The following is a 17,811-nucleotide window of genomic DNA, read 5'->3' as shown; positions in this document are numbered from 1 at the left end:
ACCAAACTACATTCGAGCGGAAATGATGAATCCCTTTCTGTTTGACAAAACTAGTATGAATTCGCCAAAAAAAGAAGAGATATTACAAAAAAGCCCCACTACAAGGAGCGGGGCTTTTTTGTAAATTATTGAGCAGATGTTGCTGGTGTCTCTTCACCAGCTGCTGGAGCTTCTGGTGTTGCCGGTGTTTCTTCACCAGTTGCTGGAACTTCTGGTGTTGCTGGCATAAAGTATTGCTCAAGTTCATCTGTTGTAATTAAATTTTCTTTCTTTGTATCAACTGTAAATTTCACATCTTTGTTTATAGACTTGTAGTTTGTTTTCGTATCGATTGCAAATGTACCGCCGCCATCTTCTGATTCAACGTTCATGTTCACTTTAATATCTGAAGACTTCGGAAGATTATCATTGTATTTAGAAGAGAAAGTAAAGTCCATTGAAACTTTGTCACCTTCTGGCTCAGCAGTCATAGAGAATTTGCCAGAATCAGATACAAGTTGGTCTCCATCAACTTCACTTGTTAATGTAAGACCGCTGAATTTTGCATTTGCATCATTTAACGCTTTATCAAACTCTTCACGCTCTTCAGCTGTTAAGTCTGCTTCTTTAAGGTAATTATCAATAAGACCTTTAACCTCTTTATCAGAGAAGTTAACTGTAATTTTTCCATCTTCTTCTTTAAAATCATCTTCTGATTTATCTTTTAGAAGTTTTTCAAGTTCTTTACGCATATTTTCTTGAAGCTGCGCAGTGTCTTGAGAATTTTTCATTGCATCAAGTTCTTTTTGAAGCTCTGGATCGTCTTTTGCTAACTCATTAAGATCAATAGAAATTGTCTTTCCTTTGAATTTACTAATATCGATTCCAGATCCTTGTAGGAATGGCGAGATGTTATCAACAAGGCTATCTGCCTCAATATAGAATGTATTTGCTTTCTCATCAAAAAGCATTGGTACTTTAGCATCTAGAGCCATCATACCCATTTTTGCTTTAATGTTTAATACCACTTCTTGTTTCTTCGTTTTTTGATCATACTTCGTATCCATTGTTAAAGAAGAGTTTTTCAATACGTCAACTACTTGCTGCATCTCTGGATCAGACTCAGCTGCATCAATTTTAATATCTTTGAAAGATAATTTTGTTGTTGCTTCAAAAGATTTAACCGTTTCCAGATTGCTGTATGCTTTTGTCAATTGTTCTCCTGGAGCGCTATTACACGCCGTTAAAGCGATTGCTGCTGTACCAAGTAAAGCTGTGTTTGTAATAAGTAATTTACGTTTTTTCATATAGTTCGAAGCTACTGCATATAAATTGTAGCTTCTTACCTCCTCTCGATTTCCCAATCTCCATTTTGCACTACTTCTACTAAAACATAAAGACAAAATTAACGTCAATGTTTTTTGGAAGAAATAGGTCTTATACTTCACAAAAATTTCTACTTATCTAGTTCTTTATTACCCTTGGTTAATATTTGAAAAACTTCAAATTAAAAACTTATCAGGAACTCTTATTCCAGAATCCTTCTCCAAAAGTAATAAACTTTCTGTACTGTACTTATATTTACGGGCCAGAATTCATTCGGTTTCAAAAATATTTTTCTTTAAATTGGTCATTACTAATTACAAAAGAATGATTTACTGTATTTCTATTAGAAATATGAAAAACTCTTGCACTATACTCAAAAAACGAATATTATGGATGTTGTTTCAGAAAAAATGTTCGTAATTTGGAGGTAAACATGTTTAAATTACAAGAAGCAAATACGAGCGTTCGTACAGAGCTATCAGCAGGGCTTACAACGTTCCTTACAATGGTATACATCGTAATTGTTAACCCTGTCGTGTTATCAAGTGCAGGCGTTCCTTTTGAGCAAGTTTTTACAGCTACTATTATTTCAGCTGTAATTGGAACCCTTTGGATGGCCCTTGCAGCTAATTATCCTGTTGCAATTGCTCCAGGTATGGGTTTGAATGCTTATTTTGCTGTTATTTGCTCACAGGAAGGCATTACGTATACAACAGCGTTTTCTGCGGTATTTATCGCTGGGCTTATTTTTCTTATCCTTTCTCTAACTTCTTTTCGAGAGAAATTAATTGATGCGATTCCAGATAGTTTAAAGAACGCTATCACAACTGGAATTGGTCTTTTCATTGCTTTTATCGGTTTACGAAATGCTAACATCATTGTTGATGATCCAACAAACCTCGTAAAACTAGGAGATTTAACAGAACCAGGCACTTTCCTTACCATTGTTGGACTTGCCATTACGCTTCTTTTAATGGCATTACGTATAAATGCAGCCCTTTTCCTTGGAATGATTGCAACCGCAATTATCGCTCTGTGCACAGGGCAACTTTCATTTAAAGAGGGATTTTTCTCTTTCCCATCGTTACCAGAAGGACTTATTGTTTTTAATCCTATTACAGCACTGAACGATGTCATTACACACGGCCTTTATGCTGTTGTATTCTCTTTCTTGCTTGTTACGATTTTTGATACAACAGGCACAATGGTTGGCGTTGCTCAAAAAGCAGGACTTATGAAAGATGGAAAGATGCCTCGCCTGCGTCAAGCACTTCTTTCTGATTCATTTGGAACAACATTTGGAGCAATGTTCGGTACAAGTCCAACAACAGCCTTTGTTGAATCGTCTTCAGGAGTTGCTGCTGGAGGTCGTACAGGGTTAACAACACTAACGGTTGGCATTCTGTTCATTGTTGCTGCTTTCTTCAGTCCTCTTGTAGGAGCTGTTTCAGGAATTGCTGCGATTACATCACCTGCTTTAATCATCGTTGGAAGTTTAATGATGGAATCTGTTGCTAAGATTGAATGGAAAGAACTTGATGAAGCTTTCCCAGCCTTTCTTGTTATTTTAAGCATGCCTTTAACATCAAGCATTGCAACAGGTATTGCACTGGGTTTCATTTCTTATCCCCTGATTAAACTAGTAAAAGGGAAAGGAAAAAACGTTCACCCTCTTGTTTATATTTTTGCCCTTTTATTCTTTATTCAACTTATGTTCTTTTCCCATTAAAAAAGACAAACGAGCCGTTCTGCGGTCCGTTTGTCTTTTTTTATATAACTGTTCATCTAAGCTTCCACAGATAACAATTATTTTAGAGTGAATAATGCACTAGGGGGCTATCAGTGCGCCACCAGGCTATACAGATTCTTCTGCATACTCTGCTGGTGGAAACCCTTATGGGACAAGCATTACTGTTGATGAAAACGGAAATATGCAAGAGGATGTGGATGAGGCTGTAAAACACCAAGCAAACCGAACAGCTATGATTGCTTCTTGGATAAAAAACGACAAACAATAAAAAAGCGGATGACCCTCCGCTTTTTTATTGTTTTAAAAAGTTTTCTACAAATTCTTGATAGTTTTTTTTCGGATATGAATGATACATATTGCTAAGAAGACGAATAGGATCGCCAAAAAAGAAACGTTCATACAATGTTTGACGTGTACCAAAAGCACTTAGAGTCATATCCCATGCAAGGCGGAAGAGTTTGACACGCTCATATCCTCCTTTTGAGAAACTTTGCAAATAGTAATCAAGCTTTTCTCCCATTTCAGAGTCAAAATCAGCTTCTGTTGGAAGAGTAATAAGACCGCTTGCACCAAGGAGTTCTACTATTTCAGTTAAGCGGGGATATGTGTTAGAAAAAAGAGTTACAGCAACATAGAGAGGATGTACGCTCGGAGCCATGATACCAAACTGATCCTTTTGAGCTTCTTTTTCTGATGTCAAAAGTAATCCTCTCATCGTTTCTAAAGCGATCACAATTTCACTTATTTTCGCTTGCACGTGCTGATATTCACTAATATTAATAGTATCTACAATTGACTGTGCTACACCTAATGTAAATTCCAGCTTAACAACTTGACGGGATACAACTTGATGAAGGATAAGGGCAACATAGCTACTTCCCAAAAAAAGACTTTCCGCTGCTTGTTTATCTTCGTAGAAAAAGAGCCTCTCCCACGGCACTAAAACGTTGTTGAATATAACCACTGCATCAAGCTCATCAAAACGCGAACTTAATGGATAATTAAAAGGGGAAGAATGATAAGAAAATGGTTCTCTGCACAAGAACGTAAGTCCTTCTGTATTACTAGGAATCGAAAAAGCAAAAGCTCCTTTGTCATCCAATCCTCTTCCACCTGTTGAGAAAACGAGAAGTTCATCCGTAAGACCACCTTGTGTAGCAAGTAATCTTGCTCCTTTAAATAAAAGACCATCCTTCGTTTTCTTTACTGCCTGAGCTGCAATTGGTTCCTCTTCTAATTCTTCATAATAAAAAGATCCTCTATTAACCTGCGGACTTACATATGTGTGTGTAAAAGATAAATCAAGGTTCTTTGCTTCTTCATATAGCTGGACAATGTTCTCACTACCTTTTTTATGCTTCTTTTCAATTAACGAAGCTCCTGAGGAAAAAGCCATAAGAGCTGTGTTCATATAATCAGGGGCCCTTCCCATCATTCCACCTGATTTCCTAGCCCAAATCTGTGTCGCTTTTCTCCTCTTTTCTAAATCTTCCTTTGTTTTTGGTTTCATAAAAGATGTTCCGTATGTTTTTCCTTCTTCAGAATGAGTAAGGACTGATTTATGCTCGCCAGCTTGCATGTCATAAAGTTCCGCTTTGCTTTTTACAACTCCTTGAAAAGCACTGTGCTCACTAATATCTCCTTTTACTCTTTCTCCTTTTACCCATACATCATTTTTTAAAAGGTTTAATCTTGTAACAAACTCTTTTCCATCTATGATCCCCAAAGAAACTCGCTCCTCTTCTCTGTTATTGTCTTCTATATCGTATTCACTCTTTTTAAAAAAGAAACAGAGTATATAACCTAAATAAGATAGAGAGCACTTCAAACGAAAAAGATGGTGAAGAGCCTATAAGTCTTTACTTTTAAAAGGAGAAAAATGATGAAGCAGACTTTATAAAAGTTCACTTATAAATATGTTTACCAAGCGAACATAAAAAAGAAGAACATCATTTAAAATCTGTTCTTCTTTTGATCTATTTTTATCTTTTGATTCTTTTTAAAGCTTCTAAATCTTCTTCTACAGAAAATATTTTCTGCTCTACAATTGTTTTGCTGTCTTCAATTCCCTTATTATAGAAATAAGCTCCTACATTTTCTTTTATAAAATAAAAAACCGTTTCAGCGGCCAGTTCTCCTATCTCTTCTCCTCGTTCTTCTAGGAAAAAGCGTTGAATTTCATTAATCACTTCTGCCTTTTGTTCTTTTGATAATAAGATTTCCATACAGTGTAACCTCTCTTTTCTAGCTTTCTACTATTGTTCTCTTCCATGTTATCGAGAATCTCGTCTATTTAAAACACTCTTTTACAGTCATTTGTAGCAAATCCATAAGAGGACCAAATGAATAATTAACATCAAGTCGTTCTGTCCACTGATGCGCGTCTCTCCCTCTAGGACCTAAGTTAAAGACAGGTACTTTAAACTGTTCTAGGTCAGAAAATGGAATATCATAGCCTTTCTTCCATAATGGCATGTTGTGAACAAGCGGCAAGAAAGTTTCTAACGCATGATTAAGTCCAACATAGCTAAGGTCTGAAATGCCTCCAAAGTAAAGCTGCTTATGAAACGCTATCCCATACTTTTCTGCACCTGTTTTTGTTAGTATTTGAACAAGTTTTTTTACAAGCGGATGATCATCTGTACATACAGCAGGATAGTATGGTGGCGCGAAAAAAAGGATAATCATTGGTGAAAGCTCTTTGCATAAAAGAGCAAGCTCATTCAAAATAGCCGTTGTTTGTTCCCTATGATCGAGAGAGGACGTCTCATGTTGTACCTTCTTAATTAAATTATCAACGTGCTCCTTCCCGTAAGTATCTACTCCATATTTATAAAGTTTCTCATACGTAAAAACGTGAACATTTACAGACTTTGGAGTAGAAGATTGCATCATTCCATAATGAAAAGCACGATTATTATAGTGCTTCTCTACTTCACGTGCTGCTTGCTGAGCACTTTCTAAGAGAGAAGAAACAAACTTATCCATCGGCTTCTTCATCACAAGGAAATTATAAAGAGCTAACGCTCTGTTTGGTGTTTGTGTTGAATACTCTTTCTTTAAATCTCCCTGAGACAAAATAGTTGGAGGAGGGCTTACTTCCCCTTCAATCACTTCACAATAGTCTGTATTAAGCTCTAATGCTCTTGCAAGCTCACTGACAAGTAAATTAGCATTAAGGCCTGCAAAAGGCTCTCCAACATGACTTTCTTTTCCATAGCAAAAGAAACCTGGCAATACCTTTCCAATCGATCCAACATATAAATAATCTTTTGTATCACCAGGATAACGACTGAACATCGGTTCTCCATTCAAGACAAGAGAATATTGAAAACTGTGTTGTTTTGCAAGATCAAGCAAAACAGGTACTGCTCTTCTCATTCCTATAGAACTTACTTCTTCATCTGGAACAGATAAAAACAACAGATTTCCTTCAAAGTCTCCATTTGTCGCTCGTTCAATGAGAGACATTTGAGTCGCCATTCCGCTTTTCATATCCATAATTCCACGTCCAAAAAGCCATTCTCCTCGATCTAAGTCTTGGCGGACTTCAAATGGTACAAGCTCACGCTGCCCATAAAATCGTTTTGTTAGTTCAATGGGGTTAAAGGCAGCATCTTTCCAAATCCCATATCCCTCAACTCCAACAACATCATGATGATTAACAAGAATAACCGTTTTATTTGTTTTTTGACCTTTTACAAAAGCAGTTACAATAAATCTGCCGTCTTCCGTATCATGTAATTGAGCATAAGAAGGGTATTTCTTGAAATATGGAAGCTGCAGAAACTTACGATGAATAAACTTGGCCATCTCTCCTTCTGCAGAGCTTCCAGTAATACTCGGAACGGACACAAGTTCACAAAGAAGGTCGATGAGCTGTTGTTTTGTTTGAAAGTAAGTTTGCTCTTTCATGTTCTCCCCCCTGTTCAACTTTTTAGAAAGCAATGTTTATGCTGCTATAATTAAGCCCATTCTCCGCTATCTTCCTTTTTACGTCAACCACTTTTTAAAGAAAGAAAACCAAATAAAAAGAGCAGCTCTTTCACTTGTAGGCTGCTCTTTTTTCTTATTTTGCTTCTAAATAGTCCAAGATGTGATCAATTAGTTCTTCACTGCTTTGATCGCTTCCATATTCAATGGAATAATCCATGAACGTCGCCCCTTCCTCAATTTACCTTTTATATAAGATAACACAGTTTTTGACTATTTAGGATGTGTATTTTTTAAAAAATTTCGACAAATTTATTTTGTGCTACTCATAGCTTTCTTGCAAACATCCTATAGAGGTAGTTTGCTCACTTTATTATACGTGATAAATACCAGATTCGTTCTCTCTTTCTAATAAGAGGCAAGCACTCTTTCTTTATGCTCAAAACCTACTCTCTGAAGCTTTTCTAATAGAAGGTTAGACACTTTCTCATCATCACTTCTCTGTAGTTCCTTGTAATCAATAGCTACTGAATATGTACAGTCACAATCTTTAGCGATAATTTGAATAAATGTCTCAAGGGAATGAATATAAACTTCTGACACCACGTTTTCTAAATTTTTTTCAACATAAGCTTTCCACTCGACATGTTTCATTTTATCTCTCTCCTTTTAATATACTTTTCGACAAAGGCAAAATAAAAATGCCAACCGCTAAAAGCGATTGGCATCTTTTCTCTGCACATTTATCACTCAAAGCGTTTGCTTTGCTGGTAGTAGCACCTTGCATACGCAGGTTGCTGTGGAATCACTGAGCCAGTTCTCTTATCCACTCTTGATAAGTTGTATATTTTTCTATTGTTAATAAAGTTGACTGTCTTAATAAACAATATATGTTTGTGAATAATGGAATTATACCAACTATTCTTTACTTTGTAAATGAGCATTTTGAGTAAAAATAAAAGAACGGTTTGAGCATATGTATCAATTTCCTGATATTATTAATAAGAAGTTATCGGTGTAACCTTGACCTTCACCTTAGTTTACATATACAATGAAAATTTGTAGAAAGGAGTTTCAATATGTATCATTTTAAAACAAAAAAGCATAGTTTCAATTACACGATTCACCAAGTTCAAAATACAACAAACGTTCAAATTTCAGTTTGCAAAGATGAAGGGGTTCTGCTTACTGTACCGAAAAGTTTTACAAAAAGCAACCTTCAATTTGTGTTAGCTCGCAAAGCTGACTGGATTGCTGAGCAGCTAGGAGACGTCCAACCTTCTGAGGAAAATCATACTCAAGATGAAGAAAAGATCAGAGAAGCGGAAAACGTTGTTCAATCTGATGAAAAGAAATCGTTTCAATCTGGAGAGCGTTTCTTTTACCTTGGACGTCAGTACCGTTTAAACATCGAAACAACTGAAGATACTCCATCTTTCGCTTTTAAATATTCAAAATTCACGGCCCAGATTCCAACAAGCTGGGATGAAGCAAAAACGAATGAAGAAATCTTTACTATGTTAAAAGAATGGTACATAGCAAAAGGCCATGATAAAACAAAAGATATTTTAAAAAGCCTTAATCCTCTTTTAACAAACGATGTAGCTTCTATCACATGGGAAGAATCGCCGAACCTTGTTTCTTACAACAACGGAGATGTAAAAGCAGATTGGCATTTACTTATGGCACCAATGGCAACAATTGAAGCTGTTATCGCCAAAGAAGTGGAACAAAACCCTTCTTCCCTTTTTGAAGACTATAATGAACGCTTAGAGTGGCTAAAAGAACATACGCTCTCTCTATAAATTAAAGGAGTAGTATAGCTGAAATGGTTTCATACTTATAATCAAGGGGTACAAACATAAAAATACTGATCCATCTAAAAAGGAGAGTTTTTTATGAAAGGACAACGCTATTTTATTTTAGCTCTTGTTTTTGCTCTTATCGTTGCTATTTTAGCTATTGTAAATGATGAACCCGTTCAGTTTAACTACGTATTTGGTACACAAGACTGGCCACTGATTCTCGTTATTCTTGGCTCTGCCGTATTTGGTGGCGTTGTAGCTGTATCATTAAGTTTGGTTAAAATCATTCGTCTTCAGAGTCAAATCCGTCAACTTCAAAAAAATGGAGCATCAGTGCCTCCTTCTGTTGAAGCTAACAAAGACAATACAACGGCCGCAAAAAAGAAAGAAAAAGAATTATCTTCTTCAGAAAATAAAAATGTTGGTATAAAGAGCAGGCTAAATAAATAAAGATGTAGAAGGTTAGTACAGGGAAATGTACTAGCCTTCTTTGCGTTGCATAGCATCCAACTATCTTTATTAAAAGGAGCGAATTGTAGCTTGACAAAAAGTACAAAAAGCGAGCTTTGGTCTTATGTAAAAACCATCATATTAGCTATTATTTTATCCTTTTTTATTCAACATTTCTTCTTCCAACCTTATACAGTAAAAGGGGATTCAATGCTACCTAACTTAAAAGATGGAAACAAAATTGTGGTCAATAAAATAAACTACAAATATGGAAAACCCCAGCGAGCAGATCTCGTCGTTTTAAAATCTCCCGAGCATAAGGAAGAATATCTTGTAAAGCGGATTGTGGGCCTTCCTGGTGAAAATATCTCGTTCAAAAACGATGTTCTTTATGTAAATGGACAAAAAACAGCCGAACCTTATTTAAACAAAGCAAAGCAAGAAAAACTACCCTATGAACAAGTAACGAATGATTTCACCTTAAAAGAAATAGTAGGGCTAGCTAAAATCCCTAAAGACTATGTACTTGTATTAGGAGATAATCGTCCTATAAGCAATGATGGGCGCCATTTTGGACTTATTAAAATCGATAATATTGTTGGGGAAGTGAACATGAGATATTGGCCGCTGAATGAGATCACTTTTATGCATTAACTCTCACCTCTCTGTTTTTTTACATAACTGTAATATTATTTTGATACCGAATTTACGTTTTTCCTTTATACTAAAAGTAGCAAAAGCAATTAGAGCAAGGAGGAATTTTAATGCTACTTTTCCGCTCCCTTATTGCGTTTTTAGTAATCTGTTTTCTGACTGCTTAGCTTCCTGAAAACAGCTCTATTCAAATAAAAACAACACCTTATTTTCGAAATTAAAAATAAGCCCTATATAAAGAGAGCCATTCAATATGAATGGTTTTTTTCTTCTATATATTGTTTCCATTTCCCCCATACCAAATATAAAAAAATCGATATAATACAGCAAAGGAGATGATTATTATTCAAAATTTGCCTTTTTATTCTTATGACGAAGCTTTATCAAAAGTTCAGACAGGCGACATCTTACTTTGCTCTGGTCATTATATAATAAGTCGTCTCATTGGATTTTTTTCACGTTCTTCTTTCAGTCATGTTGGGGTTATTGTCAAATGGGAAGATCGTATTCTAGTAATGGAAAGTGTTGAGGATGATGGTGTACGTATTGTCCCCCTCTCCCACTACTTTAAAAATTATGAAAATAAAAATGAAAGCTATAGAGGCAAACTATTTATCGCTAGACATGATAAATTTATGAGCGATAACGTCTCAAAAGAAGAGAAAAAAAGACTAATTGATAAAGGGATTTCCCTTCTAAATAGACACTATGATAAATTTGAAATTCTAAAAATTCTACTTCGTATTGTATTTAAAGTTCCTAACTATAAACAAAACAACCAATATATTTGCTCTGAGCATATTGATATCCTTTACAAAGAAGCAAATATTACCCTTGCCCCATTACAGCGTCGCCCTCTTTTTCCAGAGCATATTGCGAAAGATAAAAGTATTACATTTCTCTTTCGCCTTCTGTAAAAGAAAATAAATTCCTTTTTCTTCCCTACTCTTTTATAATAAAGAGAGAGTAGAGCAGCGGGAGGAATAACTAGATGCAATATCGACGCAATGAAGGTTTTCGCTTTCAATTCGAAAAACCGGTAAAAGGGCTTTTTTCCATTATTCGGCGGAATGGTAAACAGGTGCAAAGCAGAAGCGGCAGCGTCACAGTTATCGACATAAGCCCAAACGGACTGCGCCTTCAATCTCCATTAGAACTTCCTATTGAAACCAATCAAAAAATTGAAATTAGCGTTTCCTTCACAATAAATAGTACTAAGCTTTCTTACAAAGGGACAATCCTCTGGAAAAGACCTGTTCAAGAAAGTTTTCAATATGGAATTTTACTTGAAAATGGGGAAGATGAACGCCAAGAAATTATCGATGAAATTAAACTTTATCAGAAACGCTTAAAAAAAGAGTAGTGTACAAAGCTAAACGTTTTGTACACTACTCTCTTTTCTGACTTTTCTGTTTATTAAGCATTCTATTAGGCTAAATAACAAGAAAGACAATTGAAAGGAGAAAGGAGAAATGGTCAAAAATCAGGCGAACACAAAAATGAAAAAAGCAACGATAGCTACTGCTATGGGAAACGTTGTAGAATGGTATGAGTACGGCGTATATAGCTACACAGCGGGAATTATCGGTACTCAGTTCTTCCCTTCTGGCAGTACAACAACTGCCTTTTTATATGCTTTTGCTCTTTTTGCTATTTCCTTCTTTTTTAGACCGCTTGGTGGTATTATTTTCGGGTCTATTGGAGATCGACTAGGTCGAAAAAAGATTTTGACGATAACAATCATTCTTATGTCGCTTTCAACAGCAGCTATTGGAATTATTCCTAGTTATGAGTCATTTGGAATAGCAGCTACTATTTTGTTAGTTGTAATGCGAATGATTCAAGGACTAGCTGCAGGGGGAGAATATGGAGCAGCTACCGTTTTTATGACAGAATCTGCTCCATATCAAAAAAGAGGTTTATTTACAAGTTTCCTTGAATCTGGTGTGCTTTTTGGTTATATCATTGGAGCCAGCTCTGTTGCTCTTCTTACATCCATCTTAAGTGCAGATGCTATGAATCTATGGGGTTGGCGCATCCCGTTTATCTTATCTCTACCTTTAGCTTTAATTGGTATGTATTTACGTACAAAAGTAGATGACACACCCGTTTTTTCTAAATTACAGAAGGAAGATTCTTTATCCGAAAAACCGTTTAAAGAAATGTTCTCAACTGCTCGGAAACCTCTCTTGACAACTTTTTGCTGTATCGCTTTTGCAAATGGAGCATACTACACCCTTTTAACTTATCTCCCTTCTTATTTTGAAACCAAAATTGGACTTTCGGCAAGCAGTTCCTTACTTATAACCATCATCGGAATGATATTTATGATTTTTCTTATTCCTTTTGTTGGCATTTTAAGCGATCATTTTGGACGCAAACTTTTTATGTTTTTATCAAGCATCCTAGCTATCATAAGTTCTGTGCCTATTTTTTGGTTCATCAAGGATGGAGGAAACTTCGGACCTCTCTTTGGCTTTTTATTATTAGGAATTCTTGTTTCTCTTTTCGTTGGCGCTCAGCCTGCAGCTCTTCCACCTTTATTTCCAAGTCGGGTTCGCAACAGCGGATATTCGTTTTCGTATAATATCTCCACAGCTATATTCGGAGGAGGAGCACCTTTTATTATTACAGCTCTCACTTCCTTATCTCAAAGTTCGCTTACTCCTTCCTTCTTTCTTGTAGGAGTTGCTATTATAGCTGTGATTGGGCTTTTATTTGTTCCTGAAACAGCCAAAAAACCAATTCACCAAGATGGCATTGACAATAGCACATAAAAAAAGAACCCAGAGCCTGGGTTCCTTTTTTTACTCAACAACACGATTTACAACACTGTTAACATCCTGTCTCGTCATCTTCTCTTTTCCTTCTTCTAATGCTTGAAGTGTAGCCTTTGCAAGAGCAAGTGGAATTTTACAAAAATCTAGAATTGGGCCAGATTTGATTGCTTTTGTATACTCTTCACCAAGCTTTAAATTGCGACGAGCATATGCAAACATATCTGCGACTTCCCACCCTTCTGGAAAGAAATCAACGCCGCCTCTTTCTAAATCTTCGCTTCTATTTCTTAGAATGTTCACTGACTGCAGCCCACGTCCAAATCCGATTGCTAGATCTTTATCTGTTTCGATACCAGAGTGCCATTTCCAAATGTCTGAAAGCATAACGCCAACCAAGCCTGCTACATAGTACGTATAGTCATCTAAATCTTGTTCACTTTTAATCTCCCAATCTTTCAAAGCCCAATCAGCCATTCCTTCTCCCATAATAGCCGTTGCATCTAGCACTTGATCTACAACTTTTTTAGGACAATATTCAATCCAGTCTGCTAACCTAAGCGTAACTTCAGGAAGAATATTTTGATAAGGAGCGAAAAGCTTTGCTAATTCCTCTTTAGAAACACCCTCTCGTAAAAGGGAACTTACAGAACGAAGCAACGTTGCTTTTGCTTTCTTTTCTAATTCAGGATGATCTTCAATTTCATCAATTGCTCTCATGCATAAGTAGGCAGAGCCGACAGCTTCTTTTAAACCTTCTGACAAATACGTAATTGGAATAAAAAAGGTACGGCTCGTCTCCTTAAGCATTTCAATCGCATCTTTATGTAAACGTATGTTTTCACTCATCTTTAATTATCTCCCTTTCTCAATATGCTCCATTCTCTCTATTGTATCATTTATAGGTGAACAGATTAACAAACATTTATTATCTTTATGCATCATCTGCTATTCTTTAGAACGGTCGTCTCCTTTAACAGTGATTCCTTTATTAAGAAGCCTTGCTGTCAATATCCCCATTAAGAGAGTATTACTCATAAAACCTGTTATCATTTCAAGAGAAGCAACAGCATTTGAAACAATATGTGATGACGAGACATCGCCATAGCCTGTTGTTGTAAATGTTGTAATGCTATAGTAAAGGAAATCTTCACCTGTAAGGTACGTTCCCGAAAAGGTTTGCCCACCTTTTAGATGATAAATTTGTAAATAAATATCCGCATACGTAATGATCATTAAAAAAATCACTAATGCCGAACCAATAAAAATGCTAGGAAGCGATTCTTTTGTTTTTGGAATAAGAATGACAAATTCAGCAAGTAAAAAAAGACATAATCCTAAAAGCAAAAGAAAAAATATTAACAAACTAGTCCCCCAAAAACCAGGTGGAACCTTTATAAATGAATTCAAGATAAGTAAAGCTAACGCTACAATATTAAGGATAAAATAAAGCCACAGTTTTTTTCGATTGAACTCCCGCTTCATAAACAGTTTTCTTATCATATACATCCTCAACTATATTCTTTTTTTGTATCTTTTCCTACGTTTCTTTTTTTATACAAAACATCATTTTTAGACAATGACGAAAAGCCCTCTGCTAAGCGTTAACAGAGGACTTTTCCCTGAGAAGTGAGAAGGTTTGAACCTGCAGTGTTACTGAATGTAGGCAATAATCAGAAGATTTTCTTATGTCTAACTCGTGCATTGGCTCCGCCTTCGCCATATGCCATGGTAGCCACGCATGCTACCCAACCTATAACCATTATATTTGAAAACGCTTTCAAAGTAAAGAATAAATTTTTTTCGTCCCAAAGAAAATTTCATATCATTCCCTACATTTTCGGTCTTTAATGTACGTAATTATTACATAATTTTGTTCTTGCAGATAACATTTTTAACATTTTTTTAGCTTTTTAGCTTTTTCATCTTTTATTACGTACAGTGAAATTACCGCGGCAATATATGCAAAAGCTTTTGCACTGAAGGAGTTTAGCAGTGGAGAACAACGAATTCGAAACATTAAAAGAAGAATATGATCCAATGATTCATTCCATCTTACACAAGTTACACATTAAATTGGATTATGAAGAATATTATCAAACTGCTCTTATCGGCCTTTGGTATGCAGCAAATCGATTTGAAGAAAACAAAGGAACTTTCACAACATTTGCTTACACAACAATACGCGGTGAAGTGTTAAAGATACTTTATAAACAAAGTCTCTTTCTACAGCGAAGCGTCCAAATGGAACACGATACGCTAGAACTAATAGCAGAACCTGCTCAAGATCAGATTCTTCAACAACTTCTCCTTGCCGAATACTGTACATGCCTAACCCCTCGTGAGAAAGTTTATGTTGAAGAGAGGATTATAAACGATAGGAGCTTTGAAGAGATTGCATCCCGCTACAATGTTTCCCCTGAAACTGTAAAAACGTGGGGAAAGCTTGCCAAAAGAAAACTTCGAAATAAATATAAAAAATAATAAAATAAGAGTACAGGTTTTTTATTCAACAAAAAGCCCGTACTCTTGTTCTGACTTAAAAAAGATTTTTCTATACCCTGCCCAGCTTTTCACATGGCGAAGTTCTAATGAGGAAACAATGGGGCCATTTAACTTAAAAGAGGGAGAGAGCCTTCCATATTCATATTCTATATTTTTCCTTCTGATTATTACTGCTGCTCCACCTAAAATATACTCTTCTACTTCCTTTGCATCTAGTCTTTGAAATGTATAGTCTTTCATCTCGTTCTGAATCCAGTACGTATAAATTCCATTTGCAATCTCTCCATCTATCTTATATGTCCATTCTTCATCATCGTACAACATTTGAACCCAAAGTGTAATATAAGCAGCTAGTTCATCATGGAATTGCTTTTTAGATGCTCTATAGAAACAGAATTCTGGTGCATATTCTCTAGGGATTCGTGCGCGAATCCGCTGAACTTCTTTTTGTTTCACGTCTAAGATCGCTTCTATTACTTCTCTATTACTTCTCTTTTTCTTTCTTTTATCACTTTGTGACTAATGTTCATTTCTTGTCCTTCTCTTCCCTGTATAGACCATTAACATATAAAGAAGAAATAGTTTGTGAAATTTCTTCCACACTTCCATCATGTTCTTCTTGAACAATCTCCCATAAATACATCTCATTCATAAAAAACCAGCCTTTTGCAATAATATGGGCCTTCATATCACATCGTGCTAAATGATGTTCCTGAACGTAAAGAATGTCTTTTGATATACGTGCAACAAACTGTTCTCGTATATCTTTCCACTGATGTGCAATAACAGCTGACATACCAATGGCTTCTTGAAACACCCTCATAATCTCTCTCTCTGTTTCAGCCATCTTGAGAAAACGGTATGCTTGTTTTTCGATAATTTCTTTAGCTTCTTGTTTTGTTTTTGGAAAAAAAGGCATTTCTGCAATTTCGTAAAATTGATTCATTACTTCCTCCATTAACACAGAAAGCAGCGCTTCTTTTCCATTAAAATGAACGTATGCTGTTCCATATCCTACTTTTGCTCTTTTTATCACTTGTGAAATCGTCGTTTTTTGAAATCCTTCCTGCAAAAATATATATTTTGACGCTTCTAAAATTTTTTGGCGTGTAACAAGCGATCGAAGATGACGCTTGTCTTCTATTTCATGCTCTTTCAACGCACTTTCCTCCTCTTTCTATTAGCATATAAGTTTCCCAAATAAAAGAAAAGCATAGGAAGCTCGAAAATAAAATAAATTTTCTGAAAATTAAATTGACATCATGTCATATTGTTGATATGATTTCTAAAAATAATGTAGCAAGGAGATTGATTAATCATGCCTTTCTCTTCGTTTCAACCCACACTCGAATATGCTAAAAATCTTGATGAACAGGATATTCTAGCTTCTTTTAGACAAGAATTCTATTTAAAGGAAGACTCCATTTATATGGATGGAAATTCATTAGGGCTTCTCTCTAAAAGAGCTGAGAGAACCCTTTTGGAAGTTGTTGAATCTTGGAAAAACTTAGGAATTGATGGTTGGTCATCAGGCAAGCATCCTTGGTTTACGTTATCAGAAAATCTCGGTGAAAAACTTGCTCCACTCATAGGTGCCTCTGCTGAAGAAGTGATTGTAACAGGCTCAACAACCGTTAACCTTCATCAGTTGCTCTCTACATTTTATCACCCAAAAGGAACACGAACTAAAATCTTAGCTGATGAACTTAATTTCCCTTCCGATATTTACGCTATTCAAAGTCAACTGCGTACACATAGTTATGATCCTGAAACACATCTTATTAGAGCAAAAAGCAGAGATGGTCGCTTTTTATATACGGAAGACATTATCGAATTGATGACTGAAGATATTGCTATTATGATTCTTCCTACTGTCCTATATCGAAGCGGCCAAATTCTAGATATGGAGACATTAACAAAAGAAGCTCATAAACGCGGCATTTTAGTTGGATTTGATGCTTGTCACTCTATCGGTGCTATCCCTCACCTTTTCAATAAATGGGACATTGATTTTGCCTATTGGTGTAATTATAAACATCTTAATGGCGGACCAGGAGCTGTTGGAGGTTTATATGTAAATCGTAAACATCTTGGCACTTCTCCAGGTCTTGCTGGTTGGTTTAGTTCCAATAAAGAAAAACAGTTTGATATGGAGCATACATTGACACCTTCTGGCACAGCTAGCGCTTACCAGATTGGCACTCCTCACCTGCTAAGCCTCGCCCCTTTAATTGGGTCTCTTGAAATCTTCCATGAAGCTGGCATTGAAAAGATTCGTAAAAAGTCCGTAGCCATGACAGACTACCTTATCAAACTTGTAAACCATTATTTAATACCCTTTTCTTTCACTATCGGAAGTCCTGAAAATGCTAATGAACGCGGAGGTCATCTAAGCCTTGAGCATAAAGAAGCCGCTCGTATTTGTAAATCCCTTAAAGAATACAGCATCATACCCGACTTTAGATCACCAAATATAATTCGTCTTGCTCCTGTTGCGCTCTATACCTCCTATGAAGAAATATGGAATGTTGTTCAAGCATTAAAAGAAATTATGCAAAAAGAGCATTATAAACAATATAAAAATGAACGTGAAATTATTGCTTAATATCAATTGCTGAATTTCATAGGAGGA

At 35.9% G+C, this 17,811-nt stretch carries 18 protein-coding genes, 1 pseudogene and 1 riboswitch; of the genes and pseudogenes, 10 read left to right on the top strand and 9 right to left on the bottom strand.

The genetic code is table 11. From position 1 onward, the window contains the following. Positions 1-125: 125 nt before the first annotated feature. Positions 126-1,286: a hypothetical protein gene (locus BM012_RS04685; protein WP_139210306.1), complete on the bottom strand. Its 1,161-nt coding sequence runs from the start codon at positions 1,284-1,286 to the stop codon at positions 126-128. Between the two features lie 452 nt (positions 1,287-1,738). Between BM012_RS04685 and BM012_RS04680 the strand changes: the two genes are divergently transcribed. Together BM012_RS04680 and BM012_RS26725 are read left to right on the top strand one after the other, a co-directional pair. Then, positions 1,739-3,034 carry an NCS2 family permease gene (locus BM012_RS04680; RefSeq protein WP_061803444.1) on the top strand — a complete coding sequence of 432 codons (1,296 nt, stop codon included), beginning with the start codon at positions 1,739-1,741 and terminating at the stop codon, positions 3,032-3,034. Between the two features lie 103 nt (positions 3,035-3,137). Then, a pseudogene (locus BM012_RS26725) lies at positions 3,138-3,323 on the top strand (NAD(P)H:quinone oxidoreductase, type IV); the annotation flags it as partial. 24 nt (positions 3,324-3,347) lie between these two features. Here the strand turns inward: BM012_RS26725 and hpaB are convergent. The 4 genes from hpaB to BM012_RS04660 form a co-directional block, all read right to left on the bottom strand. Further along, positions 3,348-4,781: a 4-hydroxyphenylacetate 3-monooxygenase, oxygenase component gene (gene hpaB / locus BM012_RS04675; protein ID WP_061803443.1), complete on the bottom strand. Its 1,434-nt coding sequence runs from the start codon at positions 4,779-4,781 to the stop codon at positions 3,348-3,350. A 256-nt stretch (positions 4,782-5,037) separates the two neighbouring features. After that, a complete protein-coding gene (locus tag BM012_RS04670) occupies positions 5,038-5,280 on the bottom strand; it encodes a DUF2164 domain-containing protein (RefSeq protein ID WP_019392868.1) in 243 nt (80 codons plus the stop codon). A gap of 64 nt (positions 5,281-5,344) precedes the next feature. Next, positions 5,345-6,970 (bottom strand): M20/M25/M40 family metallo-hydrolase, encoded by a 1,626-nt coding sequence (locus tag BM012_RS04665; RefSeq protein ID WP_061803442.1) that lies wholly within the window; start codon positions 6,968-6,970, stop codon positions 5,345-5,347. A 426-nt stretch (positions 6,971-7,396) separates the two neighbouring features. After that, complete coding sequence (locus BM012_RS04660) at positions 7,397-7,642, bottom strand: hypothetical protein (protein ID WP_019392866.1); 246 nt, start codon at positions 7,640-7,642, stop codon at positions 7,397-7,399. An 86-nt stretch (positions 7,643-7,728) separates the two neighbouring features. Continuing rightward, positions 7,729-7,830, bottom strand: a riboswitch (SAM riboswitch). Between the two features lie 237 nt (positions 7,831-8,067). Here BM012_RS04660 and BM012_RS04655 point away from each other — a divergent pair. The 6 genes from BM012_RS04655 (at position 8,068) to BM012_RS04630 (ending at position 12,674) form a co-directional block, all read left to right on the top strand. After that, positions 8,068-8,793 (top strand): YgjP-like metallopeptidase domain-containing protein, encoded by a 726-nt coding sequence (locus BM012_RS04655; protein WP_061803441.1) that lies wholly within the window; start codon positions 8,068-8,070, stop codon positions 8,791-8,793. A gap of 93 nt (positions 8,794-8,886) precedes the next feature. Then, positions 8,887-9,243 (top strand): LapA family protein, encoded by a 357-nt coding sequence (locus BM012_RS04650; protein WP_061803440.1) that lies wholly within the window; start codon positions 8,887-8,889, stop codon positions 9,241-9,243. Positions 9,244-9,333: 90 nt separating this feature from the next. Continuing rightward, positions 9,334-9,897, top strand: a complete 564-nt coding sequence (gene lepB, locus BM012_RS04645) for a signal peptidase I (protein ID WP_061803439.1) — start codon at positions 9,334-9,336, stop codon at positions 9,895-9,897. A 335-nt stretch (positions 9,898-10,232) separates the two neighbouring features. Continuing rightward, entirely contained in the window at positions 10,233-10,814 is a 582-nt protein-coding gene (locus BM012_RS04640) for a YiiX/YebB-like N1pC/P60 family cysteine hydrolase (RefSeq protein ID WP_064504962.1), read from the top strand. 74 nt (positions 10,815-10,888) lie between these two features. Beyond that, entirely contained in the window at positions 10,889-11,260 is a 372-nt protein-coding gene (locus BM012_RS04635; RefSeq protein ID WP_061803437.1) for a PilZ domain-containing protein, read from the top strand. A gap of 109 nt (positions 11,261-11,369) precedes the next feature. Continuing rightward, positions 11,370-12,674: an MFS transporter gene (locus tag BM012_RS04630; protein WP_061803436.1), complete on the top strand. Its 1,305-nt coding sequence runs from the start codon at positions 11,370-11,372 to the stop codon at positions 12,672-12,674. A 30-nt stretch (positions 12,675-12,704) separates the two neighbouring features. Here BM012_RS04630 and BM012_RS04625 read toward each other — a convergent pair whose 3' ends face one another. Continuing rightward, entirely contained in the window at positions 12,705-13,523 is an 819-nt protein-coding gene (locus BM012_RS04625) for a squalene/phytoene synthase family protein (RefSeq protein WP_061803435.1), read from the bottom strand. Positions 13,524-13,622: 99 nt separating this feature from the next. Then, the gene (locus BM012_RS04620; protein WP_161939289.1) at positions 13,623-14,177 is read right to left on the bottom strand and encodes an ion channel; all 555 of its coding nucleotides are present in this window, start codon (positions 14,175-14,177) and stop codon (positions 13,623-13,625) included. Positions 14,178-14,669: 492 nt separating this feature from the next. Here BM012_RS04620 and BM012_RS04615 point away from each other — a divergent pair, with 492 nt between their 5' ends. Beyond that, positions 14,670-15,158 (top strand): sigma-70 family RNA polymerase sigma factor, encoded by a 489-nt coding sequence (locus BM012_RS04615; protein WP_061803433.1) that lies wholly within the window; start codon positions 14,670-14,672, stop codon positions 15,156-15,158. A 21-nt stretch (positions 15,159-15,179) separates the two neighbouring features. On the opposite strand, the gene BM012_RS04610 is transcribed toward BM012_RS04615, so the two are convergent. Continuing rightward, on the bottom strand, positions 15,180-15,635 hold the full coding sequence (locus BM012_RS04610; protein WP_061803432.1) for a hypothetical protein: 456 nt from the start codon (positions 15,633-15,635) through the stop codon (positions 15,180-15,182). 70 nt (positions 15,636-15,705) lie between these two features. Continuing rightward, entirely contained in the window at positions 15,706-16,338 is a 633-nt protein-coding gene (locus tag BM012_RS04605; RefSeq protein WP_061803431.1) for a TetR/AcrR family transcriptional regulator, read from the bottom strand. 159 nt (positions 16,339-16,497) lie between these two features. Here BM012_RS04605 and kynU point away from each other — a divergent pair, with 159 nt between their 5' ends. Further along, positions 16,498-17,784 (top strand): kynureninase, encoded by a 1,287-nt coding sequence (gene kynU / locus BM012_RS04600; RefSeq protein WP_061803430.1) that lies wholly within the window; start codon positions 16,498-16,500, stop codon positions 17,782-17,784. Positions 17,785-17,811: the final 27 nt, after the last annotated feature.

This window comes from Priestia endophytica DSM 13796, from assembly GCF_900115845.1.
Classification (GTDB): Bacteria; Bacillota; Bacilli; order Bacillales; family Bacillaceae_H; genus Bacillus_I; species Bacillus_I endophytica.
The sequence above is the reverse complement of the archived record's forward strand: the minus strand, read 5'-3'. Positions and strand labels throughout refer to the sequence as shown.

Coding starts and splice junctions, on each gene's coding strand:
- BM012_RS04685 (WP_139210306.1), bottom strand. CDS start 1,286: ATGAAAAAACGTAAATTACTTATTACAAACACAGCTTTACTTGGTACA.
- BM012_RS04680 (WP_061803444.1), top strand. CDS start 1,739: ATGTTTAAATTACAAGAAGCAAATACGAGCGTTCGTACAGAGCTATCA.
- BM012_RS04670 (WP_019392868.1), bottom strand. CDS start 5,280: ATGGAAATCTTATTATCAAAAGAACAAAAGGCAGAAGTGATTAATGAA.
- BM012_RS04665 (WP_061803442.1), bottom strand. CDS start 6,970: ATGAAAGAGCAAACTTACTTTCAAACAAAACAACAGCTCATCGACCTT.
- BM012_RS04660 (WP_019392866.1), bottom strand. CDS start 7,642: ATGAAACATGTCGAGTGGAAAGCTTATGTTGAAAAAAATTTAGAAAAC.
- BM012_RS04655 (WP_061803441.1), top strand. CDS start 8,068: ATGTATCATTTTAAAACAAAAAAGCATAGTTTCAATTACACGATTCAC.
- BM012_RS04650 (WP_061803440.1), top strand. CDS start 8,887: ATGAAAGGACAACGCTATTTTATTTTAGCTCTTGTTTTTGCTCTTATC.
- BM012_RS04640 (WP_064504962.1), top strand. CDS start 10,233: ATGATTATTATTCAAAATTTGCCTTTTTATTCTTATGACGAAGCTTTA.
- BM012_RS04635 (WP_061803437.1), top strand. CDS start 10,889: ATGCAATATCGACGCAATGAAGGTTTTCGCTTTCAATTCGAAAAACCG.
- BM012_RS04630 (WP_061803436.1), top strand. CDS start 11,370: ATGGTCAAAAATCAGGCGAACACAAAAATGAAAAAAGCAACGATAGCT.
- BM012_RS04625 (WP_061803435.1), bottom strand. CDS start 13,523: ATGAGTGAAAACATACGTTTACATAAAGATGCGATTGAAATGCTTAAG.
- BM012_RS04620 (WP_161939289.1), bottom strand. CDS start 14,177: ATGATAAGAAAACTGTTTATGAAGCGGGAGTTCAATCGAAAAAAACTG.
- kynU (WP_061803430.1), top strand. CDS start 16,498: ATGCCTTTCTCTTCGTTTCAACCCACACTCGAATATGCTAAAAATCTT.